This window comes from Prevotella sp. P3-92 (assembly GCF_002251205.1).
Classification (GTDB): Bacteria; Bacteroidota; Bacteroidia; order Bacteroidales; family Bacteroidaceae; genus Prevotella.
In genome coordinates, this window is the sequence record NZ_NPJE01000050.1 from 1 (window position 1) to 26,167 (window position 26,167).

At 45.6% G+C, this 26,167-nt stretch carries 20 protein-coding genes, 1 tRNA gene and 1 riboswitch; of the genes, 3 read left to right on the plus strand and 18 right to left on the minus strand.

The window, feature by feature from the left end:
- Window positions 1–559: 559 nt before the first annotated feature.
- A complete protein-coding gene (locus tag CIK93_RS13655; protein WP_158215487.1) occupies window positions 560–700 on the plus strand; it encodes a hypothetical protein in 141 nt (46 codons plus the stop codon).
- A 1,033-nt stretch (window positions 701–1,733) separates the two neighbouring features.
- Here the strand turns inward: CIK93_RS13655 and nrdG are convergent.
- The 4 genes from nrdG to CIK93_RS07290 all read right to left on the minus strand — a co-directional run bounded on the left by nrdG (window position 1,734) and on the right by CIK93_RS07290 (window position 6,003).
- The gene (gene nrdG, locus CIK93_RS07275; RefSeq protein ID WP_094447020.1) at window positions 1,734–2,234 is read right to left on the minus strand and encodes an anaerobic ribonucleoside-triphosphate reductase activating protein; all 501 of its coding nucleotides are present in this window, start codon (window positions 2,232–2,234) and stop codon (window positions 1,734–1,736) included.
- 57 nt (window positions 2,235–2,291) lie between these two features.
- On the minus strand, window positions 2,292–4,535 hold the full coding sequence (locus CIK93_RS07280) for an anaerobic ribonucleoside triphosphate reductase (RefSeq protein ID WP_094447021.1): 2,244 nt from the start codon (window positions 4,533–4,535) through the stop codon (window positions 2,292–2,294).
- Window positions 4,536–4,747: 212 nt separating this feature from the next.
- Window positions 4,748–5,902: an N-acetyltransferase gene (locus CIK93_RS07285; RefSeq protein WP_094447022.1), complete on the minus strand. Its 1,155-nt coding sequence runs from the start codon at window positions 5,900–5,902 to the stop codon at window positions 4,748–4,750.
- 29 nt (window positions 5,903–5,931) lie between these two features.
- Window positions 5,932–6,003 (minus strand) — tRNA-Arg (locus tag CIK93_RS07290).
- Window positions 6,004–6,097: 94 nt separating this feature from the next.
- On the opposite strand from CIK93_RS07290, the gene CIK93_RS07295 reads away from it, so the two are divergent.
- Window positions 6,098–6,562 carry a MaoC family dehydratase gene (locus tag CIK93_RS07295; protein ID WP_094389850.1) on the plus strand — a complete coding sequence of 155 codons (465 nt, stop codon included), beginning with the start codon at window positions 6,098–6,100 and terminating at the stop codon, window positions 6,560–6,562.
- Window positions 6,563–6,774: 212 nt separating this feature from the next.
- Here the strand turns inward: CIK93_RS07295 and secDF are convergent, their stop codons facing one another.
- From secDF to CIK93_RS07310, 3 genes are all read right to left on the minus strand, one after another.
- Window positions 6,775–9,804, minus strand: a complete 3,030-nt coding sequence (gene secDF / locus CIK93_RS07300) for a protein translocase subunit SecDF (protein ID WP_094389851.1) — start codon at window positions 9,802–9,804, stop codon at window positions 6,775–6,777.
- Between the two features lie 105 nt (window positions 9,805–9,909).
- Window positions 9,910–11,004, minus strand: coding sequence for an endonuclease/exonuclease/phosphatase family protein (locus tag CIK93_RS07305; RefSeq protein WP_094434021.1), 1,095 nt, complete (start codon window positions 11,002–11,004; stop codon window positions 9,910–9,912).
- A complete protein-coding gene (locus tag CIK93_RS07310; protein ID WP_094434022.1) occupies window positions 11,001–11,915 on the minus strand; it encodes a rhomboid family intramembrane serine protease in 915 nt (304 codons plus the stop codon). The genes CIK93_RS07305 and CIK93_RS07310 overlap by 4 nt, the downstream gene beginning before the upstream one ends.
- Window positions 11,916–12,150: 235 nt before the next feature.
- Between CIK93_RS07310 and CIK93_RS07315 the strand changes: the two genes are divergently transcribed.
- A complete protein-coding gene (locus CIK93_RS07315; protein WP_094434023.1) occupies window positions 12,151–12,426 on the plus strand; it encodes an HU family DNA-binding protein in 276 nt (91 codons plus the stop codon).
- A gap of 103 nt (window positions 12,427–12,529) precedes the next feature.
- On the opposite strand, the gene CIK93_RS07320 is transcribed toward CIK93_RS07315, so the two are convergent.
- The 11 genes from CIK93_RS07320 to CIK93_RS07370 all read right to left on the minus strand — a co-directional run bounded on the left by CIK93_RS07320 (window position 12,530) and on the right by CIK93_RS07370 (window position 25,936).
- Window positions 12,530–13,324, minus strand: coding sequence for a gluconate 5-dehydrogenase (locus tag CIK93_RS07320; protein WP_094389855.1), 795 nt, complete (start codon window positions 13,322–13,324; stop codon window positions 12,530–12,532).
- Window positions 13,325–13,335: 11 nt separating this feature from the next.
- The gene (gene kduI / locus CIK93_RS07325; protein WP_094389856.1) at window positions 13,336–14,178 is read right to left on the minus strand and encodes a 5-dehydro-4-deoxy-D-glucuronate isomerase; all 843 of its coding nucleotides are present in this window, start codon (window positions 14,176–14,178) and stop codon (window positions 13,336–13,338) included.
- Between the two features lie 317 nt (window positions 14,179–14,495).
- Window positions 14,496–15,122, minus strand: coding sequence for an O-methyltransferase (locus CIK93_RS07330; RefSeq protein WP_094389857.1), 627 nt, complete (start codon window positions 15,120–15,122; stop codon window positions 14,496–14,498).
- Complete coding sequence (gene aroQ / locus CIK93_RS07335; protein WP_094389881.1) at window positions 15,119–15,535, minus strand: type II 3-dehydroquinate dehydratase; 417 nt, start codon at window positions 15,533–15,535, stop codon at window positions 15,119–15,121. The genes CIK93_RS07330 and aroQ overlap by 4 nt, the downstream gene beginning before the upstream one ends.
- Before the next feature lie 120 nt (window positions 15,536–15,655).
- On the minus strand, window positions 15,656–17,554 hold the full coding sequence (locus CIK93_RS07340; protein ID WP_144007547.1) for a HAMP domain-containing sensor histidine kinase: 1,899 nt from the start codon (window positions 17,552–17,554) through the stop codon (window positions 15,656–15,658).
- A 953-nt stretch (window positions 17,555–18,507) separates the two neighbouring features.
- On the minus strand, window positions 18,508–19,509 hold the full coding sequence (locus CIK93_RS07345; RefSeq protein ID WP_094447024.1) for a TlpA disulfide reductase family protein: 1,002 nt from the start codon (window positions 19,507–19,509) through the stop codon (window positions 18,508–18,510).
- Window positions 19,510–19,512: 3 nt separating this feature from the next.
- Window positions 19,513–21,195, minus strand: a complete 1,683-nt coding sequence (locus CIK93_RS07350; RefSeq protein WP_094389860.1) for a lipopolysaccharide assembly protein LapB — start codon at window positions 21,193–21,195, stop codon at window positions 19,513–19,515.
- A gap of 120 nt (window positions 21,196–21,315) precedes the next feature.
- Window positions 21,316–21,957, minus strand: a complete 642-nt coding sequence (locus tag CIK93_RS07355) for a thiamine diphosphokinase (RefSeq protein WP_094447025.1) — start codon at window positions 21,955–21,957, stop codon at window positions 21,316–21,318.
- A complete protein-coding gene (gene pnuC, locus CIK93_RS07360; protein WP_094447026.1) occupies window positions 21,954–22,571 on the minus strand; it encodes a nicotinamide riboside transporter PnuC in 618 nt (205 codons plus the stop codon). Before pnuC ends, CIK93_RS07355 begins: the two co-directional genes overlap by 4 nt.
- A gap of 2 nt (window positions 22,572–22,573) precedes the next feature.
- Window positions 22,574–24,934: a TonB-dependent receptor gene (locus tag CIK93_RS07365; protein WP_094447027.1), complete on the minus strand. Its 2,361-nt coding sequence runs from the start codon at window positions 24,932–24,934 to the stop codon at window positions 22,574–22,576.
- 43 nt (window positions 24,935–24,977) lie between these two features.
- Window positions 24,978–25,084: riboswitch (TPP riboswitch) on the minus strand.
- 318 nt (window positions 25,085–25,402) lie between these two features.
- The gene (locus CIK93_RS07370) at window positions 25,403–25,936 is read right to left on the minus strand and encodes a hypothetical protein (RefSeq protein ID WP_094447028.1); all 534 of its coding nucleotides are present in this window, start codon (window positions 25,934–25,936) and stop codon (window positions 25,403–25,405) included.
- Between the last annotated feature and the right edge of the window lie 231 nt (window positions 25,937–26,167).

The window sequence follows — 26,167 nt, forward strand, 5'->3', positions numbered from 1 at the left end:
TACCTCTTCGACAGACCGATTCTACCTTTTTACAACAAAGGTACGAAACTGTCTTTAGCAATCATAGTTTTACCTTGATTATTTAACATTTATGCGACTGCGTCGCATTCTTCTGCAAACTTAGAGTGCAATCCGTGTGCGTGTTTAATAATTTTAAGTGAAATTATCTATATTAGCGTTAAATATAATTAAATCTCTATGCATAATGTGCCAAAACTCTTGCATTCCGGGGGTGCCATGTTGTATATTTGTATTTCAAGCCGAGGATGATTTCAAAAAACAAGAAAGAAACCTTCAAACCAAAAAGTCAAATAAATAATTTACAACCAAAATGCTGTTTATATTTACAAAACAAGTAATTCAACACACTATCTGGTCCCGACAGAGAGACAAGGGTTTCCCGTTCGCTTCTCGTTCGGTTCCCGTTGACTTCTCGTTAGGTCCTCGTTCGTCTCTCGTTCGTCTCTCGTTCGTTATTCGTTAGTCTATCGAAGACCTATCGAGAACCGAACGAGGAACAAGCAAAAAACGAACGAAAGAGCAACGAATGTCGATCGAGATGCCGACGAGAAACTATCGGCAACTCGACGATTTGCCACCGTCATGGCTGGTAGAATACCCTTCTGCAACCCCAAAACAGCATACTGCCCCTTACCCTACTTCTTCCGAGGCAGAAAGCAGCACTTTCAGCCCCACTTAGGGCATTCTCATGGCGAATCAAGCCTTTTCCACCCATTCTGCACATTCCACCCACCACGAAAGCCCCTCACAGGCTTTAAAAACATCTCGCCACCATACTGTCCAACAACCACCAAAGACACACCCTACCCGTCCTAAACAACCCCTCACCAGCACCTAAACACAAACCTTCACGGCCTCAATAGTAGGCCTAACACCCTGTTTTCGTAAAGTCAGAGAGCAGAATTAAGTGCACTTGAGCTCTGATTTGGCAAGAAAATGTACCATAAAATGAAACCATCACCCAAAACCACACAAAGACCCTCATCCCCATCATTTTGCCAAACACAAGAATATTACTTTACAATGATATCACGTTGCACATCCTATAACTTTACATTATGGCGAACAATCATAGGGATTACTGATTCCGCTGATTTCCATTTCTTGATGATAGCGTTCCATTACATGGCACCTTTTCTCGCCATGGCAGAACTAAAGCGAGCTTAACTTCGTTGACTTTCCTCACGTTCGGAAAACTTCAAGCGAGCTTGATTTTTCGCTCACTTAATCGGAAAGTTTAATTCTGCTCATCTGGCTTAACGAAAACGTTCCATTTCATGGCACATTTTCTCGCCATGGCAGAACTCGAACGAGTTCGCTTCTGCTCATTTGGCTTAACGAAAACGTTGGTATTTCCAAGGCAGTTTGGAGTCAACTTCACGCCAATGCTTTTGTCCTTTCTGGTCTTGATTACAATTTTATACTAGATTTGGTTGGTTTCGTCCATTTGCATGCCTCTATGTTGATAGAGGCAAAGACAACCTATAGCCATGACTGATAGATTAAGGAAAACAAAGTACGTAAGCAAGCGTTTCTGCTTGGCGCACTTAATAATCACGCCCCAACGATATTTGAGCCAGTTTATTAAAGATGGTGGTTTCTGACATCGTCTTGCAGAGAAACAAGTTTCTTTCGATATATCGTCAACTAAGTATTATAGTAACAACAGAACTCAGAAAAGTCGCCAAGGTTTTAATTTGTGTCTAAGGACATTATACTTCGACGTCGGGATGAAATTCCACCACCTCTCCTTTGGCAAGTGATGCTGGTACATCAACAAGGCGCTGGTTGCTGCTTCCACGAAAAAGGAGGTCTTCGTCGCGCAAGGATTTCACAAAGGGACCATCAACCAAAACGTCTATTTCATCGAGCAACTGCCGATAACGCGGTATCTTCACGATGGCCTCAAAAGTAAAACCGGTATAACACCAAATGGTCTTTTGAGTCTGGCTACGAATGGCACGAGCCAACTCGGTAAAGCCTTCTGCCTGATACATGGGGTCACCTCCTGAGAATGTTACGTTGGCATAAGGGTCGGCTACAATGATTTTCATCACCTCGTCAGTGGTCATCGGATGTCCACCTCCTGGATTCCAGGACTGAGGATTGTGACAACCAGGACATTCGTGATGACAACCGGCACAATAGATAGAGGTCCGGAAACCCGGACCATCTACCATTGTGTCTTCTATGATATCAAGTACTTGTATCATGGAGTGATTGACTGTTTGTTTCGTAGAAATCAATCCAACAATTATGTTGCTGATGGATTATTTCTCGTCGAAAAGATTCTGCTGTTGCGAACCTTCGATATGGGTCACACGATCATTCAACTCGCATAGTTTGCCGTGATTCCAACGATCGGTGGTTCCTACGAGATAACCGGTGATGCGCTGCAACTTATCAATATGCTTGCTACCGCACTTAGGACATACTTCCAGGTGTGAATCGGCATTCTCATATCCGCAGTCCATGCAACGGTTACGATTGTGGTTCACTGAGCCGTAACCCATATTCAACTGGTCCATCATATCTACAACATTCATGATAACCTGTGGGTTGTGGGTGGCATCACCGTCGATTTCAACATAGAAGATGTGACCACCACGAGTCATTTCGTGGTATGGAGCCTCTACTTCTGCTTTGTGACGGGCTGAACATTTGTAATAAACGGGCACGTGGTTAGAATTGGTATAATAATCACGATCGGTCACACCGGGGATTGATCCGAACTCAGCGCGGTCCTTCTTGGTGAATTTACCACTAAGACCTTCAGCAGGAGTAGCAAGAACAGAGTAGTTGTGCTGATAGCGCTCAGAGAAATCATTGACGCGGTCGCGCATGTAACCCACAATCTTCAGACCCAGTTTCTGAGACTCTTCGCTCTCGCCATGATGCTTTCCTGTCAGTGCTACAAGACATTCTGCCAAGCCGATGAAACCAATACCAAGGGTGCCTTGGTTGATGACGCTCTCAATAGTATCATCAGAATTCAGTTTGTCTGCACCAATCCAAAGACTCTTCATCAACAGTGGGAACTGTTTAACAAAAGCGGTTTTCTGGAACTGATAACGCTCATCGAGTTGCTTAGCAGCTATTTCCAACTCTTCATCGAGTTTTGCTAAGAACTTGGCGATACGAGCCTCCTGATCTTTCACATCCATACATTCGATGGCAATACGCACGATATTGATGGTTGAGAACGACAAATTACCACGACCAACAGAGGTCTTTGGACCGAAACGGTTCTCGAATACACGAGTGCGGCAGCCCATAGTGGCAACCTCGTTCATATAGCGTTTGGGATCGTCGGCACGCCATGCATCACTTTGGTTAAAGGTAGCATCGAGGTTGAGGAAGTTGGGGAAGAAACGACGAGCGGTCACTTTACATGCCAGCTGATACAAATCGTAGTTAGGATCTTGTGGCAGATAGTTGACACCACGCTTCTTTTTCCATATCTGGATTGGGAAGATGGCAGTCTCGCCATTACCCACACCCTGATAAGTAGAGTTGAGCAATTCACGCATGATGCAACGACCTTCAGCCGAAGTATCGGTTCCATAGTTGATACTTGAGAACACAACCTGATTACCACCACGTGAGTGAATGGTGTTCATGTTGTGAATAAAAGCTTCCATAGCCTGATGTACGCGACTGACAGTTTTGTTGATAGCATGCTGACGCACACGGTCTTTACCCTTCAAACCATCAAGATCCTGCTTTAGATAGTCAATCAGCGGCTCATGATACAGGTCTGCAAAACTCTCACCATACAAATCTTCGAGCGCTTTCAGTTCCTCTATATACGATAGGCGTACGTAGGGAGCCAAATAGAAATCGAAGGCAGGAATAGCCTGTCCGCCATGCATTTCGTTTTGTGCACATTCCAGAGAGATACAAGCCAGTACGGCAGCAGTCTCAATGCGCTTAGCAGGACGGCTGGCACCATGTCCGGCAACAAAACCTTTAGTGAGAATATTGTCGAGAGGATGCTGACAGCAGGTGAGGGACTTCGTAGGATAGTAGTCCTTGTCGTGGATGTGCAGATAGTTGTGCTCCACGGCATCGCGGCTCTCAGGTGAGAGCAAATAGTCATCGACAAAGGGTTTAGTGGTTTCAGATGCAAACTTCATCATCATACCGGCAGGGGTGTCGGCATTCATATTGGCATTTTCACGTGTCACGTCGTTGTTCTTGATGTTGACAATATCAAGGAACACGTCGCGAGTCTTAGCCTTACGGGCAATGGAACGTTGGTTGCGATAGGCAATGTAGCGCTGTGCAACATCCTTTCTCGAACTCTTCATAAGCTCCATTTCTACCGAGTCCTGAATCTGCTCTACCGTCATCTGAGCACTGCCACGTGCGGCAATGCGGTCTGTAATAGTCTGTAGAAGGCTATCATCTTCACCTTTCTCTGTACTGATCATAGCCTTGCGAATAGCGGCCATAATCTTTTGCTCGTTAAATCCCACGACGCGTCCGTCGCGCTTTACTACTGTCTGTATCATGCTTTTATAACTTTTGGAATTATGAATTGGTTATTGGGTTGTTATTTTCCGTTTGCAAAGATACAAATAAATATTATAAGATTTTCGTTTTGGACAACTTTTGTTGTGTTAATAAATGTCAATTCGCTAACACACAATAAGTTATAAAACACAAATGGGAAACTTTTGAAAAAGTCCCCATTTGTAAGTTTTCTAAAAAGAAAACCCTATACTTATACAAGTTGTTTACGATAGCAACGATGCCTACGGTGCTGTCTGGCATCAAGATACTGCCATTGGCTGCGCACATTCTCATTGGTTTCCATCTGTGGCATAGCCTCTGCCCACTTGAAGCCATAGTGTTGAATCTGCTGAATGAGGTCGTCAAAAATGAGCGAATTGGCACCCTTGGCACGATATTCTGGTAGCACGCCGATAAGCAAAAGGTCGGCAGTATCCGTCTTATGCCACTTCAATGCACGCAAAAGATGCCACCAACCGAATGGTAACATACGCCCATCACGCGTTTGGCGAAGTGCTTTAGTAAACGAAGGGAAAGCTATTCCGAATCCTATCATTCGATGATCAGGAGTGTTCCAATCCTCAATACTGGTCACCAATTTCAAGTCCGCAATCTTAATATACTGTTCCACAAGCTGGTCAATCTGCTTCTCTGAGAGTTGGCTGTAACCATAAAGGTCCTTGTAAGTGGCATTGATAATATCAAATACTTCACGTCCTTTACCTCCTTCAACAAGTTCCTTTCTTGTAAATTTATGTATTTGAAGATTGTAGCGCTTGCGTATCATCTGGGCAATTTTATGGAATTTCTCAGGCACCACTTCAGGCACTTTCACCCGATATTCCATATAGTCATTGTCTTTGACAAATCCTTCCAACTGCTCCATATGTTTTATATAATAAGGGTAGTTGTAGTTGATATACATCGTGGCATCTTCATCGAATCCTTCAATCAGCATACCTTCACGATCCATATCAGTAAATCCGAGTGGCCCAGCTATTTCATTCATGCCTTTCTGGCGTCCCCACTGCATGACAGCATCCATCAGTGCACGGCTCACGCAAGCATCATCGATGAAGTCGAACCATCCGAAACGCACCTCCTTGCGGTTCCATCGCTCATTAGCCCGATGGTTGATGATGGCTGCAACGCGTCCCACAACCTTCCCGTCTCGCATAGCAAGATAGTATTCCGCCTCGCAACATTCGAACGCCGTATTACAGTCATGTCGCAAAGTATTCATCTCTTCGGAATAAAGAAACGGAACAGCCTGCTTACACTCACGATACATCTCGTAGTAAAACTGCACAAACTGTTTCAATTCCTGACGTGTGGTTACTTTCTTTATTTCTATATTAGTCATCATCGCCTTATGCTTAGTAGTAGATTCGATAGTACCCCGACCGAGAATCGAACTCGGAACTAAGCTTTAGGAGAGCCTTGTTATATCCATTTAACTATCAGGGCAGCCGAAATGCGACCACAAAGGTACGAAATATAATTGTAATATGATTATTTTTGAGTACCTTTGTAGCATATTTCTAATACAAATATTGATATTATGGGAAAATTAGTCATCAACTCGTATGACGAGTTTGCCGCCCATCTGGGCGAGGAATTAGGTGCTTCCGATTGGTTGCAAGTAGATCAAGATCGCATCAATCTCTTTGCTGATGCTACACTCGACCACCAGTGGATACACGTGGACGTAAAGCGCGCAAAAGAGGAGAGTCCTTACAAGAGCACCATTGCTCATGGTTACTTGACGTTAAGTCTGTTGCCATACATGTGGGATCAGATTATTGAAGTCAACAATATCAAGATGTTGGTCAACTACGGCATGACTGACATGCGCTTCGGCCAACCTGTTATCACCGGCAGTCGCGTGCGCCTTGTCACTACTCTTCATGCTATTCAAAACCTTCGCGGTATCTGTAAGGCTGAAATTAAGTTCAAGATTGAAATTGAGGGACAACGCAAACCAGCCCTTGAGGGTATTGCTGCCTTCCTTTATTATTTCGAGTAAAGTTCTCTATCAACTGCGGAAAGAAACCGCACTATCCCATACATCAGACGTACTCATTCTATTCGAGTGACGTTCTCGACAAAGACGGTTGTAGTGGTTTCGAAACTAAGATATCAGTTCTCGTTCGACCTTCTTTCCTATTGATGAATTGAAAAAGCGAGCCCGTTTCCATGTGGAAGCGGGCTCGCTATATATATTAATAAGGTGTATCCTTATGCTTTTGCTTCTCCGGCATTATCTTCACGGATGGTCTTACCCATTACAAGGAATGCAGTAGGAGCAGCTATGAAGATAGACGATAGCGTTCCGAAGATTACACCCAGCAACATTGCGAATGAGAATGAACGGATACTGTCGCCTCCGAGAACGAAGATACACAGCAATACGATCAATGTAGTCACAGAGGTGTTGATGGTACGGGCCAGTGTCTGGTTGAGCGAACCATTAAACAATGACTGCAAATCGCGCTTTGCATAGAGGCTGTGGTTCTCACGTACACGGTCGAATACCACCACCTTATCGTTGATAGAGTAACCGATAACGGTCAGGATAGCACCGATGAAGGTTTGGTCAATCTCCAACGACATGGGGAGAATGCCCCAGCATACCGAGTACATTCCTATAACGATAAGGGCATCGAGTGCCAATGCTACAGTAGCACCTACAGAGTAAGCGAGGTTGCGGAAACGCAGCAAGATGTAGAGGAAGATGGCAATCAAGGCGATGAATACGGAGATGATAGCACCGTGAGTAATATCCTTAGCAACAGAAGGACCAACCTTTGATGAGCTAATGATAGAACCACCCTTGCGGATATCCGGGTTCTTAAAGTCTTCAACGCTCTCCTGACTAACCAGTCCTGCCTTCTTCAATGAGTTATAAAGAATAGTTTCAGCCTTGTCGTCCACCTGAGGATTGTTTGATTCGATATCCCAGTTGGTAGAAACACGAACTGTCTTTCCATCAGTACCGAGTGCGATAACGCTGGTGTTTGCCTCTTTGCCTGCGTTCTCACCAACGGTGTTGACGAATGCGCCAGCCAATGTAGTGCGTACCTGCTCAACAGGTACAGACTTGTCGAGTGTTACCACGTAGTTTCGACCACCGGTGAAGTCGATACTCTTGCTAAGTCCGCGAACAGCGAAGCTTATGCAGAACAGAACTGCCACAACAGCCCAGATGGTGAATGACTTCTTATATGCACCCATGAAGTTGAACTTGGTATTCTGCATCATGTTGCGTGAATAAGCGGTGGTGAAAGTGAGATTCTGCCACTTATCCTTCTTCATCTTGCCGTCATAAACCAGACGTGTCATGAATACAGCGGTGAAGAATGATACACAGATACCGATGATCAAAGTAGTAGCGAAGCCTCTAATAGGACCTGTTCCGAATACGTAGAGGATGATACCAGTAATCAACGAAGTGAAGTTAGAGTCGAAGATGGCCGAGAAGGCATTCGAGTAACCGAGGTTGAGTGCTTCTTTCACGGTATGTCCCTTGCGGAGTTCTTCCTTCGTACGCTCATAGATAAGCACGTTGGCATCCACAGCAGTACCCAATGTGAGCACGATACCGGCAATACCCGGCATGGTCAGGGCAGCTTGGAATGACGTCAAGATACCAAGTGTGAAGAAGAGGTTGAAGAGCAATGCAATATTTGCGAGCATTCCAGGAATGAATCCATAGAGCATTACCATATAAATCATCAGCAGTACGAAAGCTACAACGAATGAGATAGCGCCCTGCTGAATAGACTGTGCACCGAGTGAAGGACCTACAACCTCTTCCTGTACGATACGTGTAGGAGCAGGCATTTTACCTGAGTTGAGGGTGTTGGCAAGGTCTTTAGTATCTTCAATAGTGAAGTTACCAGTGATAGAAGAGTTACCACCGTCAATCTGTGTAAGGATACGCGGTGCGCTATATACGGCATCGTCAAGTACGATGGCAACAGCACGACCGATATTCTGCTTGGTAATCTGTGACCAGCGGCGTGCACCGTCAGAGTTCATCTGCATAGAAACCGATGGGTGACCCATCTGGTCGAACTCATCTTTAGCCCCGGTGATAACGTCACCTTCCAGTGGAGCGCGTCCGTTTGGCTCAGTCACTTTCAATGCGTAGAGAGCGAAGATATCACCACGAGTATTCTGTCCACCAAAGTCTTCAGCTTTAGCACCCCAACGGAGTTTGCACTCAGCAGGCAACACTTGGTTGGCAATATCAGAATAGATAATCTTGTTGACCTCTGCAGTATCGCGTGCATTAGCGTAACCTACGATGGCAAGACCATCACCCTGCATGGGCTGGAGTACAGAGAAGAGTGGGTTCTGCTTCTTTGCAGCAGCAATAGCCTTTGCTTCTTCTTTGCTTGCATTAGCTTTTCCAGCATTGAGCTTTGCAGCCAAATCGTTGGTTGCGGCCTTTGCATTTGCAGTAGTATCGGTAGCTGTTGTGTCGGCTTCTGCCTCAGCAGCACCACCTGTTACGGCATATTTCTGATTGAGCTGGCTCAGCAATGGTACGATTTCCTTGGTGTTGTAGGTCTCCCAGAACTCCAAGTTTGCACTACCTTGCAACAATTTGCGCACGCGCTCTGGCTCTTTGATACCAGGCATTTCAACCATGATTCGTCCGCTTTGTCCTTCCAGTTTCTGGATGTTAGGCTGTACCACGCCGAATTTATCGATACGGTTGCGTACCACATTGAATGAGTTGTCCACAGCAGACTGCACTTCAGTGCGCAGTGCGCGTTCAACTTCAGCATCGCTGCTGCTGGTGCTCACTTTGCCTTTCATCTGCTGTGTAGCAAAGATGGCTGCGAGTGGACGACCGTTTCCTTCTTTTTTCCAATGTTTCACGAAGAGTGTTATAAAGTCTTCCTGACTTGTTTCCTCTTCTTTTTTAGCTTCTTCCATGGCCTTTTTGTAGGCAACGTCTGTCTTGTGGTCAGCGAGTACGTCAACAACGTCTGGCACTGAAACCTCAAGAATCACGTTCATACCGCCCTTCAGGTCAAGTCCGAGGCCGATTTCCATTTCGCGGCACTGCTTAAAAGAGTAGATTCCGCAGTACACTTTCTCGTTCATGATAGAGTCGAGATACTCCTGGCCTTTCTCTTCAGTCATGGCCGCTGCCTTATTCTCGTGGTAGCGTGTCACGAAGGAGAAGGAGAGGTAGAAGATACACACGAGTATCAGAACCAGTGCGATGAATTTTACGATTCCTTTGTTTTGCATTTTTTTATTGTTTTATTTTATTTTGTATATTTTTTCCCAAATAGTTTGCAAATATACTTATTTTTCTTCACTTAGCGAAATTTCTCGCTGAAAAACGTGTATTTTTCAAGGTTTTCCGTTGATTTTAAGCCAACAGACTATGGGATAATGGTCGCTGGCATCTATTTTATTGTCTATCTTGCAGTTGTATGGTTGTATATCGTTGGAACAGAAAATGTGGTCTATGCGGAAGTAAAATCCTTTTTGATTGTACGACCATCCGAGTCCTTTTCCTGTTGTGGTGAAGCAGTCTTTGAGTACTGTAGATACTTTGTGGCGCGAGTAGGAAATGGGGTTGTCGTTGAAGTCTCCGCAGAGTATGATAGGATACTGCTTATGTTCTTCCACGTATTGACATACTGCATCAATCTGCGGAGCACGCCTTGCCGATGATTCAGCCAGTGTGATGAGCAGTTTTTTTGATTCATGTTTGGCCTCTTGTCCCTTGATATTGCCTTTAATGATGTTTTGGTAGTTATGTCGGTCTTCTGTTGAGAGGTGTGTTCCTTCGAAGTGGTTATTGATTACCAATAGTGTATCGTTTCCCACTTGCAGATACCAAGCCACACTACCATTAGCCTCTGAGCGATAGTTGATTCGTTCTTTTCGTATGATGGGAAACTTGGTATGTATGCCAACTCCATTGATGGCAGGTCCTGGATTGAAGTGGACAGTATCGTTATAGGCAAATGTCTTCTGAAATTCTTTAAATGCATATCTTCTCCACGTATCCACATCTTCTTGCAAACAGACGATATCTGGCTGTTCATCATGCAGATATTGGCACACGGTCCCAAATCCATCTTCATATTTATAGTTGCCCCCATAGGTGCATACGTTATATGAAATGAGCTTTATTGCGCCTTCATCAGGATCTGTAAATTGCATATTGAGTGGCATATAGGTGCTGATGGGAATATATGTTGCAACATATCCGAGGATAGGAATCCACACCATTCTCCACTTGAATGTGAGCCAGAAGAAGAGGAAACACAAGTTGATGAGTAGCAAGATAGGGAATGTCATTCCAACGCACGACAATACTGGGTGGTCGGCAGGATTGAGTCTATCAGAGAATCCCACGGCCAGCATGATGAGTACCAGCGCCATATTGGCGCCTGCTACCATCTTTATAGTGAACTGTTTGAGTCGCTTAATCAATTTCTATTGCTTTGTTCAAACAGTTTCTTCTTTTCCTCTTTAGTCAGACTGTCATATCCGCTTTTTCTGATTTTGTCGAGTATAGCGTCTATTTCTGCCTGCCGTGCGCTGTCTTCTTCCTTTTCTTTATGTTCCTCCCAACGTGGTGTTTCGGTAGAAGGCTGATAGTGGAAGGTGTTGCGGCGCTTATTCTCATATTGTTTCTTCATCTGTTGGAAGAAACCGTTTTGGCCATTAAATCTCTGTTCAATGTTCGGATGTTTCCGCCAGTAGCGTATGAGCAGAAATCCGAAGAGCATACCACCAAGATGTGCCATGTGTGCTATTCCGTCGCCCGGAGTATTCAATGCCGACCACACTTCTATCACGATATATCCCCCGATGAGCCATTTTGCCTTGATGGGGAATGGGAATGGAATGATAAACATTCTCTCGTTGGGGAATGTCATACCGAATGCCAACAGAATGGCATAGACGGCTCCCGACGCTCCTACTGTGGTCCACAGATTAAGGTACGCTTCGGTTGTAATTCTTCCTGACGATGTCATTACGAAATCGTATGCCGCAAGGTTTTCGTTGGCATAGTTGATGTATTGCACACCTTCCTGTATGATACCTGCTCCTATTCCACATACAAGATAGTAGATAAGGAATCGTTTTGGTCCCCAAACTCGTTCCATAACGGTTCCAAACATCCATACTGCAAACATGTTGAAGAATAGATGCATGAACGAACCGTGCATAAACAAGTATGTGACGAGTTGGTAGAACGAAAAGTCTTTGGCCATGAAGAAATGCAAACCGAATGTTGCTGTGAGATCGAGGCCTTGTTTTTCAAACACCCATGTGGCAAAGAATGCCAGTACATTGATGATGAGCAGGTTCTTTGTAATACTTGGTATATTATTCATCGTGTTGTTCCTTCGTTTTATTATATGTAAGCTCTTGTTATTTCTTTTCGGTCGCAAAATTACTAAAAATCTTGCTGTTTCGGCATGAAAAGTGCCTTGTAAGCGGTTTTTTTTAGTAAAAAACTCACTTTTTTTGATTTTTTGTTTGTTTTTTGAATACTTTCCCCTATATTTGCCAAGAAATTAAATAAGAACCGACGAAAACTATTAATAATTTATCAAAAAAATCAGAATTATGAACAAGACAGAATTGATTGACAAGATTGCAGCCGAGGCAGGATTGACAAAGGCTGACTCTAAGAAAGCCCTTGAGGCCACCGTATCCGTAATTAAGGCCGCTCTCGCCGCAGGTGATAAAGTTCAGCTCGTAGGTTTCGGTACTTTCGCCGTTGCTGAGAAGCCCGCTCGCGACGGTATCAACCCCCGTTCAGGTGAAAAGATCACCATCGCTGCAAAGAAGGTTGCCAAGTTCAAGGCTGGTGCTGAGTTTGCAGAGGCTATCAACAAGTAATCTGTGTCTTTAGGCCCAACAAAGAATAGGGGACTCCGTTTTGGAGTCCCCATTCTTTTTTCAGTCGTTTCCTTTTTGGGCTGATAAGTATCAGTTTCTGACATCAGGGCTGTTTTCCGATATATGCCAGAATACCTCCATCCACATAGAGAATATGTCCATTGACAGCATTTGATGCGTCTGAAGCGAGGAAGACAGCAGGTCCCATGAGTTCTTCAGGTTCGAGCCAGCGTCCTGCAGGTGTTTTGGCGCAGATAAAGCTGTCGAACGGATGGCGGCTACCGTCTGCCTGACGTTCGCGCAAGGGTGCGGTTTGTGGTGTTGCGATATATCCTGGACCGAGTCCGTTACACTGGATATTGTATTCACCAAACTCCGAGCAGATGTTGCGTGTGAGCATTTTCAGTCCGCCCTTAGCCGCTGCGTATGCCGAAACGGTTTCTCTTCCGAGTTCCGACATCATAGAACAGATATTGATAATCTTACCATGTCCCTTCTTAATCATGCCTGGCAATACTGCTTTTGATACGATGAAAGGAGCGTTGAGGTCGATGTCAATCACCTGTCGGAAGTCTTCTACCGACATTTCTGTCATGGGGATTCGCTTGATGATTCCAGCGTTGTTGACGAGAATATCGATAACGCCCAACTTCTTTTCGATGTCGCTAACCATAGCTTTCACCTGCTCTTCATCGGTCACGTCACAGATGTATCCGTGAGCCTCAATACCCTTAGCCTTATAGTCGGCAAGAGCTTTATCAAGGTGTTCCTGCTTGCGGCAGTTGAAAGCAATTTTTGCACCAGCCTTAGCATAGGCTTCCGCGATAGAAAATCCGATACCATAGGCAGCGCCGGTAACGAGGGCTACTTTGCCCTCCAATGAAAATAGATTTGTCATATACTTATGTTTTATTTCAGATCAGTAATGAGTGAGAAGTCTTGGTCACCATAGTCGAGGTTTTCGCCGCCCATACCCCAGATGAAAGTATAGTTGTGTGTGGCAGCAGCCGAGTGTATGCTCCATTCTGGCGAGAGCACAGCTTGGTCGCCTTTCATCCAGAGGTGGCGTGTCTCTTCCACTTCGCCCATGAAGTGGCAAACGGCCTGATCTTCGGGAATCTCAAAGTAGAAGTATGCTTCCATACGTCTTGAGTGCACGTGAGCAGGCATGGTATTCCATACGGAACCGGGTGCGAGTTCGGTCATACCCATTTGCAGTTGACAAGTAGGCAGCACTTGATTGACGAGCATCTTATTGATATCACGCTCGTTAGAAGTTTCGAGTGCACCCATGTGAGCCACTACCGCATCCTTTTTAGTTACTTTCTTGCAAGGATATTGCTTGTGTGCGGTAGTAGAGTTGAAGTAGAATTTCGCAGGTTGCTTAGCATCTTTCGATTCAAACACCACGTCACGGTCGCCACTTCCGATGTAGAGTGCCTCCTTATAGTCGAGTTCAAAGGTTTCGTCGCCCACCTTTACGATTCCGGCTCCACCCACATTGAAGATACCCACTTCACGTCGTGTAGTGAAGAAAGGAGCTTTCAGCGGATCGATGGCTTCGAGTTTTAGTGGCTCGTTGACAGGCATTGCTCCACCTACGACCATGCGATCATACATAGAATAAACCATATTCACCTCGTCTTGGGCGAATACTTTTTCAATTAGGAAATCGCGTCGGATTCGTTTAGTGTCATAGCTTTTTGCATCTTCGGGATGCGCTGCATAACGAATTTCATAATTTGTTTTCATAAGTGTGATGATTTGTTCTAGTTAAATTCGTACTGCAAAGGTACGATTAAGTGAGCAGAATACAAAAAGAAAAATTAAATTTCTTTTTTATTCTCGAACGACAGTACCTAAGATGCAAAGCATCAAAGGTACGATTAAGTGAGCAGAATACAAAAAGAAAAATTAAATTTCTTTTTTATTCTCGAACGACAGTACCTAAGATGCGAAGCATCAAAGGTACGATTAAGTGAGCAGAATACAAAAAGGTTGCCGTTTCTGCCTCTTTCTACAGAGTTTTGGCGAAAGGGCGAAACCGCAGGCAAGCCTGTGTTAGCCACCTATAGTTTGCGAATCAGGGTCAGTCCGTCGCGCAGCGGGAGGATGACACGCTCCACACGGGAGTCCTGTCTGACATAGTCGTTGAAAGAGACGATACCTTGGGTTTGCTGGTCTTTCCCGTAGGAAGGATCCACCACATGACCGTCCCACAGGGTGTTATCGGCAAGGATAAAGCCTCCCTTGCGCACCACCGAGAGTGCCATTTCGTAGGTTTCGCGATATGTGCGCTTGTCGCCATCTATGAAAGCAAGGTCGAAGCTGACGCCGAGTCGGGGCGCTTCGGTAATGGCATCGCCAATGAGAAAGGTGATGCGGTCAGCCCATGGCGACTGTTCTATCCACGGACGGGTAAAGTCCTCTTGCTCGTCGTTGATTTCGAAAGTGTAGAGATGTCCGCCATCTTCCAGTCCTTCAGCCATTGACAAGGCGCTATAGCCACTAAACGTACCCACCTCAAGCACATTCTTGGGGCGTATCATGCCGACCAACATCTTCAGCAGTCTGCCCTGGAGGTGGCCCGATGCCATGCGTCCATGGAGCAGATGGATATTGGTAGCACGCCAAAGCTTATAGAGATAGTCGGGCTCTGGGTCTGAATGGGTCAATATATAGTTGTCGAGCGTCATCCGATGAGTGCTTCAATAGCCAGACGGTAGGAGTCGAGTCCGAAACCACAGATCACTCCGCGACAGGCTGGCGAGAGATAGGAATGGTGGCGGAATGGTTCGCGCTGATGCACATTGGAGATATGTACCTCTATCACTGGACTTTTCAGCGACCTGATGCAGTCGTGCAGCGCTATAGAAGTGTGGGTGTATGCACCGGCGTTGAGCACGATGCCATCTACCGTAAATCCATCTTGCTGCATGCGGTTGATGAGTTCTCCCTCCACATTGCTCTGATAGTAGTCTATCTCCACATCGGGATAACGCTGCCGCAGCGTAGGCAGATAACTTTCAAACGACGAGGTGCCGTAGATGCCTGGTTCGCGCTGTCCGAGCAGATTAAGGTTGGGACCGTTCACAATAAGTATTTTCATCTGTTTCATCTTTTTTTGCGTGGTGCAAAGATACAACATTTTTTCAAATCCAGCCCCATTATCGCGATAAAATCGCACGATACCTGGCGGCACCATGTCTCATAGAACAGAAACCTTCGATTACTTGCTCTTAAGCGGAGAACTTTCGCTCATTTCTATGAGGAATGCCCATTTGCCGTCGGTAAGTTTCTGCAGCGTGATAGTGCCACCCATGGCTTCCATGATTTTGTGGCACAGGGGCAGTTCGAGATTGCTTCGGTCACTCTGTGCACAGGGCTGCCTGTCGTTGAAGGCATCAAACAGTTCGGTTTTGTCTTTATCTTGGAAGTTGGCATGTGCCATCACCCAGATTTTCACCTGCTTGCCATCGCCCTCACATTTCACTTCCACCTGCCCTTCGGTCTTACGACAGTCGGCATTGAGTATGGCGTATGTCAGTACTTGCGAAAGACGCTTGGGATCAGCATAGACATAATGCTCCCGTCCGGCAGGTATCAGCGTAAACTCAAGGTTGTTACACTGCTCTTGTGTTTCGTGGATATCTGACAGTGTTGTTTCCACATTGACATTGTCACTATACAACTGGAAGTCGTTCAGACCAGCCTTTCCGAGGTCGATGATGTCGTCGAAGAGGTTGATGAGCTGCGTTTTGTTGTTGGCTATGATTTTCATCATCCTGCGCTCGTCTTCGCTCAGATGGTTCGTATCAATCATGTCGATAGACATCTGGATGACATGGAGCGGATTGCGGATGAGTTTGCCCATATTGGCTATGAAGCGGGTCTTGCCAGCTTCGTTCTCTTTGGTAAGGACAAGCAGTTCTTTGGTTTTCTTCTTGAGTTTGCGTTCAACGACAGCTATGGTGAATAACACTATCAGGAAGAATGCCATAATGATGAGGCCAATAATGACATACACCTTGTTGCGCTCTAAGAAACTCACGGGTTTGCCGTAGTAAACGGCATCAGCGGGATAGAGTTCTTCGGGTATTCCGTAGGCTTTCAGCGTGTTGTAATTAAGGTATCGTTTGGCATTGTCGAGCTGTATCAGAGGAATATCCTTGGGTTGTGTGCCGTTCTCTATCTTCGAAAGCACTTCTTGCAACTTCTCTATGAATTCGTCGGAAGTGGGATATACGCCTCCTGCCAATGCGCCATCTCTGATGCCCAAATCGTAAAGTCCGAAAGCGGCATCGCCAGTCAACTGGCCCACAATCTGTCGCATGGCATTGTCGGGATATAATGCACGGGTGGCATTCTGGTTCTGACTGATCCACGAATCGAAGATTACTGTTGTGTTTTTGGGCAGTGTCATCAGTCGGTTTTGCAACTCGGCAGTAGTCATCTGCCTATTGTTGAGGTCGATGAAATTGATGTCGGGATGGTATTGCTCCAACACTTTTCGCGTTTTATATCTTGAAAGATAGCCTATCTGCCATGAATTAGTGACAAGGGCAAGATTCTTGGTATTCGGTTTGAGTTGTAAAGCCAATTCAATGGTCTCGTGTATAGAATAGGGATCGGTGATGAGTGCGGCATTGAAGCCGCGACGCGACTCTTCCAGTGGTATCTTCATACTTTCCACACACTCCTTACCACTGTTATAGTCCTTGGCACTGAAGGTGTATTCGCCAGAGAAAACAGCAACGCAAGGCACCTCTTTCCATGCGCCTTTCATGAATGTGCGATACATAATCCATGCTTCCTCACCTATCAGAATGACTATTTCCTTGCCTGTGGCATCATTGGTGTTCATGATAGATTCGGCTTTTTCCCGCATCAATACGCTGTCGCGCTGGGCTACAAGGTCAAGAAATTCCACTTCTACCGTCAACCGTCTGTTGACTGCATAACGTGAAACTACGGCACTGGCGAGGTTTTCCGCCCATGCATATCCCTGGAAATAAGAACTCAATACGAGCACTTCTTTCTTGCTTTGCGCCTCTTCTGACTGTGCTTGAACACTGGATATGGTTATGATTGACAGAAAAAATATAAACGCTATCGTTCTTTTCAGCATACTCATGTGGTGTATTATCATTTCCTATTTACTATCATTGGTTTAATTTTCTGCAAAGATACAACAATTTTTCAATTTTAGAACTACAATGGTGATAAAATTACAGAGTAAATTGCAAAAGAAATATAATGTCGCTCAGCAATAAAATGGATTGTTTTTTTTTCTGATAACGTTTTGGCAAGGAGTTTTAGATGTTTGGCAAAAGTATTGGCCAACGTTTAGCAAGGGTATTGTCTAACGATTGGCAAGAGTATTGTCTAACGATTGAAAAAGGTCTTTTCAATGTTTGATAAGAATATTATCCAACGTTTGATAAAAGTATTATCCAACGTTTGATAAAGGTGTTATCCAATATTGGATAAAGGTGTTATCCATCGTTGGATAAAAATATTATCAAGGTTTGAAAAAGTGCTGATAAACCTCACTAACCCTATTTATACATTGATATACGTGGGTCGTTTAGCAGTTTCATGGTTATGAGAGATGGAAATCCGGTGGTCGAAGTGTGGTCGAAAACACCAGAAAGAAAAGCATTCGACCACCGCATAACATTCTGTTTCGCTTGATGTTATACCGTCATGGTGGTCGAGTGGTCGATTTTTGCAACATCGCGTGCGCGTAGGCGTACGCGCGTATATATGGAAGGAGGTTCGTCTGACCATATCAAACGAACCTTCCATTTTATATCACTTTCTCTCGCCATGGCAAAATTTAAGCAAACTTAATTCTGCTCATTTGGCTTAACACAAACGCTCTTATTATCAAACGATGGTTTCTATAAAGTTTATGCTTCTATCATCAATAATTCTCTAAATGAAAGTGTGGCAACCATGGTCAGCAATACAAATAAAATTCTTTTCATAGTCCTTTAAATTAAAAAAAGACAACTAATATTACATAGACTGATGAACAATATCCATATTGATTTTTTCACCCAACAATCACATAAGTCTTCACTTCAATCTTCTCTCCAATTCCTGTTCCACCTTTTCGGGCTCTAAGTCGCGTGCCACTATACGTCCGCTATTGTCGGCAACAATCATGGCGGGGACTGCGGATATGCCCAACTGGGTTGCCATGGGAGAATGGAACATCTTACCATCGCACACTACAGGCCATGGGATAGAGTCGCGATCTACACGGTGGCGCACGTCTTTGATATTACCATCGAGACAGAGTGTCACCACGGCGAGTTTTGAACCGTAGGTCTTCTGGAGTTTCTGCAAACGGCGCTGTATGTCGCCACTCTGATAACTCCATGTTGCCCAGACATTGACCACATTGACCTTACCATTGAGCTGTGCTTTCGATACGGGACGACCTTTAAGATCGGTAGCGGTAAACGAAGGGAGGACAGCACCCTGACGGCTCTTCTTCAGTACATCGAGTTGGCGGCGCAGCGTGAGCAACCGTGCATTGTTGGGTTGCGCCTTCAACATCACTGCTGCCAATTGGGCGGCTTGGTCGAAATCGGCATCTATGGTCAAGACAAAATAGCGATTGAGCAGATAAGTGCTAATGGGCGATTCGGGATGCTTACGGATATAGTCTGCCACCTCTTTACGCTCTTCAGGCGGTGTGAGGCGGTTGAGTTGTGAACGCAGATCGGTGAACTGCTCGTTGATCTTAGACCCTTTCACCGTAATCTCCTTCAGATGGGTGGCGTCGCCTTTGATATTGAGCGAAGTGCCAGGAGTGGCAAACACGGGCAGTTCGCTATAGTTGGGGAAGATGATGATAAAGGTATAGTCGCCCTGCACGGCTTTCTCGTAAGAGAAACGTCCGTCGCGCACCTTGATGGTATCGGTGCCCGTCATGCCTCCATCGGGACTATACACATAGAATTCGCCTTGATTCAGGTTTCTGAGTCGGCCCTCAAGACGGAATTTGTTACCGCTGATGCCACACGAAACGAGAATCAAGACGAACGAAATATATCCAAGAATTTTTCTCATTCTTTATTTGCTAACCTTGCTCAGCTCCAAGTCGTTGGCAGCATACTGAGCCAGTTTGGGATCTTTCTGGATGGCGCTGCGCAGATAAGAAGCTGCTGCGTCGTTGTTGCCCTGACGTGCATTGACAATGGCGTTGAGATAGTCGGTCATAGCATCGGGATTCTTCACGTTAGCCAGTGTCTGAGTGGCACGGGCGTAGTCTTTATTGAGCAACTGTGCCAGAGCAGCGCTGTTAGAGTTTACACCTGCGAAGTCTTGCTGTGCCAGAGCGTAGTTGCCCTGTGCCAGATGCAGGTTACCCAGAGCCTCTGCCAGATTGTTGGCACCGGCTGCACGTGAGATATAATCCTCTGCGGTCTTAGCATCACCCTGCTGCAGAGCCAGCAGACCCATGTTGGCATTGGCCTCAGCATTCTTAGCATCGAGGGTGCGTGCCATGCTCAGATATTTCTGTGCCTCGGCATTGTTGCCCTTCTGCATAGCCAGTACGGCGAGGTTGTTGTAAGCGCGGCTGTCCTCACGATAGAGGTTGGTTGTGGTTTTGAGAATGTCCTCACGCTGTGCATCGGTATCGGCGATAGATGCTGCATAGAGCAGTTCCTCAACGCTGAGCTTAGAAGCATCTTCCTTATACTGAGCGAAAATCTGATCGTCATCGCGACCGATTGTCTCATAGTTGATGGTCATGCGGGCACGACGCAGTTCGGGCAGAATGCCGTCTGCCAATTCGCGGAAACCCTGACTCATGTTCTTAATCTGCTGCTCACGCTCCTGTGGGTCCTGATACATAGAGAGAACGCGGAGGATAACATCCTTGTCTTGAATGTTGCTGGCTTTAACCAACTCCTGGAAACCTTCCCAGTCCTGTGCGGTATATTGTGAAGAGAGGTTGGCGTCGATCTTGGCAGCCTTCATCTGTTTCTTCACGTATGACTCGGTGTTCTTCTGACGCTTGTTGGCGAGCTTCTCGTTGAGAGACACACCACCATCGGGCGAAGCATAGGCTGAGATTTCTACATTATTGATATTGAGACCTTCCTGATCCTGTGCAATGCGCTTGAGCAGACTGGTGAACTCCTGTACGGAATTGCTCTTCAACTCGCTCTTGCGAAGTTCTGCCTGCTGGATGAGGAACTTGATAGTAGCATCAAACTTCTGTTCGTTGACACGCTGGAATGCATCCTGCGATGTGCAGGGATTAGCACTGGTAATGGTAGAACGATAGAGTTCGCTGGTGGCAATCACACCTGTTGCAACCTTGACAGCAGGTACTTGCACCTCTTTCTTACCAACGCGTGCGTTGAAAGTGAGATAGAGGTCGCTCTTCTGCATGGCAGGCTGATAAGCGAAATTGGCTTTCATGGTATAGTGGCCGCCTACCTTATAGGAGATGGACTGATCGTTGCCCAACACCTTTTCGCCCTGGAATGTTGCACTCTGTCCCTTAACGGCAGTCTCTACGCCATTGTCAGTGAAGCGCAGTTCCGGTGTTACGGTAACCACAGCCTTCTTGGCCATATACTTCTCAGGGAACATACCATTGATTGTTGCAGGTACCTGACCCGACTCGGCAACCAACGGATTGGGTACTACCTTGAAGTTGTCGGCAGACAATTCTCCAAGCTTTCCACCACACGATGTCAGTGCGGCAACTGCCACTGCTGACAGAAATACTAATTTCTTCATTATTCTATCTGTTTTTTACCTGTTTTTTTAAGATATTGCAAAGATAGTCACTTATTCTGTAAAAGACCGAATAAGACTGGATTTTTAGTGATTTTTAAGGTATATTTGCCGTCATTCTATCTATTTGGCATCATAAGTGCGATATACCAAATAGCAACCATCGGCATCAAGGGTAAAACGGGCTCCTAAGGATTCGTTGAGCGTGCCTTGCCACAGTTCTTCATAGGAATAGGCAGACCAACGAAGGCCTTCTGACGTGAGTCGAGTGGTATTGAAACTGAAGATACTGATCTGCTGGCCTGCGAAACTATCAAAGGTTTGACGACCTTCTGCTGCAACAAACCATCCATAATCGGTCAACATCAGGGGTTCGATATTCATCTGACGGTAATAGCGCATCATCAAGGCGATATTGCCAAGGGTATGGTCTTCACGCATTCCAGTAGCACCAAGATAGGCTAAGCGCAAACGGCAATGATTACTGATGGAGGGCTGATAGTGGTCCAAGCAATAGCGTGTGGCTTTAGTGAGGTCGTTGTCTTCCTGTTCGGTAATCCGTGCCAACCGTGAGCGATACTGCGAAGGAATGCTGTCACCATCGCCCACTACAACATCAGCATCGGGCCAATGGGCAATGGATCCGTCGCAACAAACCACATGGGGAGCAGAACGAAGCACTCCGAGCGGTATGGCATGGGTGGGAAACACACCATTGGCAAGGATAACGGCATCGGGACGAAAGAAGAATTGCGACATCATCATGCTTCTGAGGTTGAGGGTGACTGCTGGCCTTGATGATTCTGGCGATGCATCAGTTGACGCCACTTAAACCATCCTGCTACGGCAATCACAACATAGAGTCCATAGAGTCCTGCCTTAAAGGGAATGCCTTTGGTGACATAGAGGAACGTGCATACCACATCGACTGCAATCCAAAAGAACCATTGCTCCATATATTTGCGTGCCAATGCCCATAGGCCCACAAAACTCAGCGCATTGGTGAAGGCATCGAGTACAGGAACGGTAGAATTGGTCCAGGTGATGAGTATATAGTAGGTAGCTCCCCACGCTGCAAAGAAGAACACCGTGACTGGCAGATAAAGGCGTAGGGGCATGTGACTGATGGGAAGCGTACGCTTCTCGCCGTGTCCCCATTTCCATACGATATAGCCATAGACTGCTGCCAAAGTATAATAGGTAGCCATTCCTGCATCACCATAGAGTCCGTGCTGCCAATAGAGCCAGATATCGAGGGCGGGCATCACGATGCCTACTATCCAAAGAAAAATACTGGCCCGATACTCCAGCCAGATATATATCAAACCGAGTATCGTGGTCAGTATGTCAAGCCCATGTAGGGCAATATAGTCGTACATGATTAGAATTTCAATGTCAGATGGGTCATGAAGGTTGTGCCTGCCATAGGAATATAGCTGATGGCACTCAGACGATGATCCTTGGTATAGCCGGCACTCTCGCTAACAGCATTGTACCATACGAAACCAGAAGGAGCATAGCAACGACCGAAGATATTGTTGATATCGAAACCGATGGTCACATACTTGATACCACATGCCTTGGTAACCTTTGAACCATAGTTGATGCTGAGGTCGCTCTGTGAATAGCAAGGCAGTGAACGGTCTTTGCTCTCGGAGTTGTCGAGATACTGACTGCTGACGAAATTGGTATGCCATGTGGCAGAGAATCCTGCATAGTGGAGGTCGATGAAGCCGTTGAGGATGGCAGAAGGTGAGAATGACAAGGTTGAATTGTCGTAGTGGATCTTCAATGGATCACCGTCCCAGTTATCTACATACTCGTCGAAATCCTTGATCTTGTTCTTGCTCAGACTGGCATTTCCTTCCAACGACATCCATGACAAGGGTGCCCATCCTGCTGTGAGCTCTACGCCCATACGATAGGAGTCTTTCACATTGGTGGTGAGTGCCTCACCGATGTCGCTCAGCTGACCGGTCTGTACCAACTGGTTGTCATAACCCATATAGTAGAAATTGGCACCGGCATGCCAATTGCTGCCCTGATACTGATAGCCAAACTCTACGTCGAGCAACTTCTCTTGCTCTGGGAATGGATAGTTGTAGTTGTCGGTATAGTTGTTGCGCTCAGGTTCGCGATTACTGTAAGCTACAGAAGCATAGGCCTTATGACCATTGTTGGTATAGCTGATACCTGCCTTGGGATTGAAGAAATTGAACTTCTCGTTGATGTCCAATACTTGGTTCTTATAGGTACCGTCAGCCTGCTCCACAAATTTATCGTTGACACCATCGGTCTTGTATTCTACACGACGGAACTGCAAATCGGCAAATACATTCCAGTTGTCGGCAAAACGATAGTTGGCCTTAACAAAGGCGCTATAGTCATACTTATGGGCATCAGAATCATAGTATTTATACTGACCATTGCTGCCCAGGAACTGGTTTTCTGCTGCCTGATTGGCAATATAGGTGAGATAGCCCCAGTGGTTGCCACGGAACTGCTGAAGGTTCAATCCGCCAATAACATCCCAGTGTTCATCCTTGTAGTTGGTGTTATACACGATGCCATAGGTGTGCTGGGTCAGCCCCTTCTTGCGCACAAAGTCGGAACGCTTTACGAAATTGCCGTCTGCATCATAGAAGGTGAGACCAAACTTAGCAAATTTCGACTGGCTCTTGAACTCGTTGTAGTAGCCATAACCATAGGTGTAGTGTACGGCAAAGTTGTGACTCCAATGGTCGTTGGGAGTCCAAACAGCAGAAAGGATATTGTGGTTCTGATAGAAATTGTCGGTGGTCTTGTTCCAAAGACTACCATCACGCATGGTGTAAGGCACGATGGTATAGTCGCCCTTGCCGTTGCGCACCAATCCTGCTGTCAGGATATTGAACTTCCCGAGACCAGCAGCATCCATATCCTTATAGGTATAGATACCATCGCTCATCAACGTGAAGTTGGTGTCATAGTCGCTGGCGAGCACACCATTCCATGCCTGGCCGGTCTTTTCAAAGTTGCCGATATTCTTGTAGCTCACCTTGAAATTGTCAGCAAGCCATGTCAGTCCACCATAGTAAGAACCTGATCGTCCTGATGTTCCATCGATATAGCCATCGGTAGCGGTCTCATGATAGGCACCGTCGAAGATCAGGTGTTTGCCCAACAAACCTGTTGAGAAGCTGACACCTGTATTATAGGTGTTGAAGCTACCAAACGAACCTGTCACCTCTGCGGTAGGGATAAGCGATGGGAAAGCAGTAGCCATAGAGATGCTACCACCAAAGGCTCCATCACCATTGGTAGATGAACCAACACCACGCTGAATCTGCACACTACCCAAAAGAGCGGCATAGCTGTTCATATTGGCCCAGAACACGGCCTGATCCTCAGGAGAGTTAAGGGCTACACCATCGAGGGTGACATTGATGCGGCTACCTGCAGCACCACGAATACGCATATAGCTGGTACCAGTGCCCAATCCATTCTCACCCCATGCAAGGATGCCGGGTGTGCGCGAAAGGAGGAATGGGAGTTCCTTTCCTGTACGAGAAAATTGCTGGAGTTCTGATTTCTTAATGTTGGCTACGGCATAAGGAGCTTCTTTGGCTGCACGTACACCTTTTACTACTACCTCATTCAGCTGGTGCACCTTGACGGTGTCGATTGTGGCTTGTGCCCATACGGCTTGACTGGCAAAAACACAGCACACCACACTGAATGCAATCCTGTTTAATCTTTTCATTGAATGTTTGTTATAAACCTTAAACTATATAAAGGGGGAAAGAACGTAGTCCAAGGAAAATTCCTACGACAGCATTACCTGTACAGGTTCTATGGGTATGTTCTCAGCCTCCGTCTCTTCTACGAGTAGGTAGCACCCCTTAGTTAGCGCTCTGCTAACCGATTGCAAAATTACTATAAATAATTGAAACTGCAAAATTATTGTTATTTTTTTGAGCATGAGCACCTTGTGCGCAACAAAGAGGAACACACGACCTCCACCACTTCTTCCTGACAAAGCCTACAAGGAGAAACCGTTACCAAAGGAACTATAACGGGAGTTATCAGGATAGACCACGATTTGCTCTACTACGATTTCGGGAGCTATCATTACAAATCGGCAGATTGGGTGAACTCAAGTACACGCTTCTCACTTTTTGCGAATCTCACAAACTGTTCGGCTGCATTGACATAAAGTCCACAGAGGTCATCAATACTTGACATGAAACTGTCTTACCATTCCAATAATCGTCAAAACTACGATGACAACATGATAAGTGGAAACAATGGCACCAGCCTCTATAACGTCATAACCTGTCCAAAACAAAAAGACAAAACCTTGCCAATAATCAAGGCGTAATTCGCGAGAAACGAACCTTTGCATAGTAATACGCTGCATATCTATCTGTTTGCGCAACCATAGTGCAATATCAGTAAAAACAATACACAGCACACCAACAAAGATACACGTATATAGATTGGGGCCAAAAGACGATAGATTCTGGAAAGGAAATCCTGCCAAATAAATGGCAGAAAGCAACCATATCGAATCACCCCACAAACTACTGTCTTTCGATCGCGCCACTCTTATCAAAAAGGGCGTAAGGCCTATAAAAATCACTGTCACCAATCCTATGACCGCTGCCAACCATAACGATAACTGCATGGCACAGACACTAACCACGCCCATGACAATAGATACCATTAAATATAAAAATGTATTGTTCTCCAGTTTTCTTATCATTGTCGTGTTATTAATATCCCATTTATACTGCCATGCAAAAGTACAAACAATTATTTAAATAAGAAACTTTTCGATGCTGCAATTATCTTTGAACACACTATCCATAACCAAGATAACTATATATATTACAGGCATTTGCAAAATACCAGATTCTGCAACACCTTATTTGCAACGCTTTCCATCCAACTTTTTTGTCAAAACAAAATAGAAAAAGAGAATTTATTGCTACTT

Excerpts from the sequence above, each read along its gene's own strand:
- CIK93_RS13655 (WP_158215487.1), top strand. The coding sequence starts at position 560 with ATGCCGACGAGAAACTATCGGCAACTCGACGATTTGCCACCGTCATGG.
- nrdG (WP_094447020.1), bottom strand. The coding sequence starts at position 2,234 with ATGATACAAGTACTTGATATCATAGAAGACACAATGGTAGATGGTCCG.
- CIK93_RS07280 (WP_094447021.1), bottom strand. The coding sequence starts at position 4,535 with ATGATACAGACAGTAGTAAAGCGCGACGGACGCGTCGTGGGATTTAAC.
- CIK93_RS07285 (WP_094447022.1), bottom strand. The coding sequence starts at position 5,902 with ATGATGACTAATATAGAAATAAAGAAAGTAACCACACGTCAGGAATTG.
- CIK93_RS07295 (WP_094389850.1), top strand. The coding sequence starts at position 6,098 with ATGGGAAAATTAGTCATCAACTCGTATGACGAGTTTGCCGCCCATCTG.
- secDF (WP_094389851.1), bottom strand. The coding sequence starts at position 9,804 with ATGCAAAACAAAGGAATCGTAAAATTCATCGCACTGGTTCTGATACTC.
- CIK93_RS07310 (WP_094434022.1), bottom strand. The coding sequence starts at position 11,915 with ATGAATAATATACCAAGTATTACAAAGAACCTGCTCATCATCAATGTA.
- CIK93_RS07315 (WP_094434023.1), top strand. The coding sequence starts at position 12,151 with ATGAACAAGACAGAATTGATTGACAAGATTGCAGCCGAGGCAGGATTG.
- CIK93_RS07320 (WP_094389855.1), bottom strand. The coding sequence starts at position 13,324 with ATGACAAATCTATTTTCATTGGAGGGCAAAGTAGCCCTCGTTACCGGC.
- kduI (WP_094389856.1), bottom strand. The coding sequence starts at position 14,178 with ATGAAAACAAATTATGAAATTCGTTATGCAGCGCATCCCGAAGATGCA.
- CIK93_RS07330 (WP_094389857.1), bottom strand. The coding sequence starts at position 15,122 with ATGACGCTCGACAACTATATATTGACCCATTCAGACCCAGAGCCCGAC.
- aroQ (WP_094389881.1), bottom strand. The coding sequence starts at position 15,535 with ATGAAAATACTTATTGTGAACGGTCCCAACCTTAATCTGCTCGGACAG.
- CIK93_RS07340 (WP_144007547.1), bottom strand. The coding sequence starts at position 17,554 with ATGCTGAAAAGAACGATAGCGTTTATATTTTTTCTGTCAATCATAACC.
- CIK93_RS07345 (WP_094447024.1), bottom strand. The coding sequence starts at position 19,509 with ATGAGAAAAATTCTTGGATATATTTCGTTCGTCTTGATTCTCGTTTCG.
- CIK93_RS07350 (WP_094389860.1), bottom strand. The coding sequence starts at position 21,195 with ATGAAGAAATTAGTATTTCTGTCAGCAGTGGCAGTTGCCGCACTGACA.
- CIK93_RS07355 (WP_094447025.1), bottom strand. The coding sequence starts at position 21,957 with ATGATGATGTCGCAATTCTTCTTTCGTCCCGATGCCGTTATCCTTGCC.
- pnuC (WP_094447026.1), bottom strand. The coding sequence starts at position 22,571 with ATGTACGACTATATTGCCCTACATGGGCTTGACATACTGACCACGATA.
- CIK93_RS07365 (WP_094447027.1), bottom strand. The coding sequence starts at position 24,934 with ATGAAAAGATTAAACAGGATTGCATTCAGTGTGGTGTGCTGTGTTTTT.
- CIK93_RS07370 (WP_094447028.1), bottom strand. The coding sequence starts at position 25,936 with ATGATAAGAAAACTGGAGAACAATACATTTTTATATTTAATGGTATCT.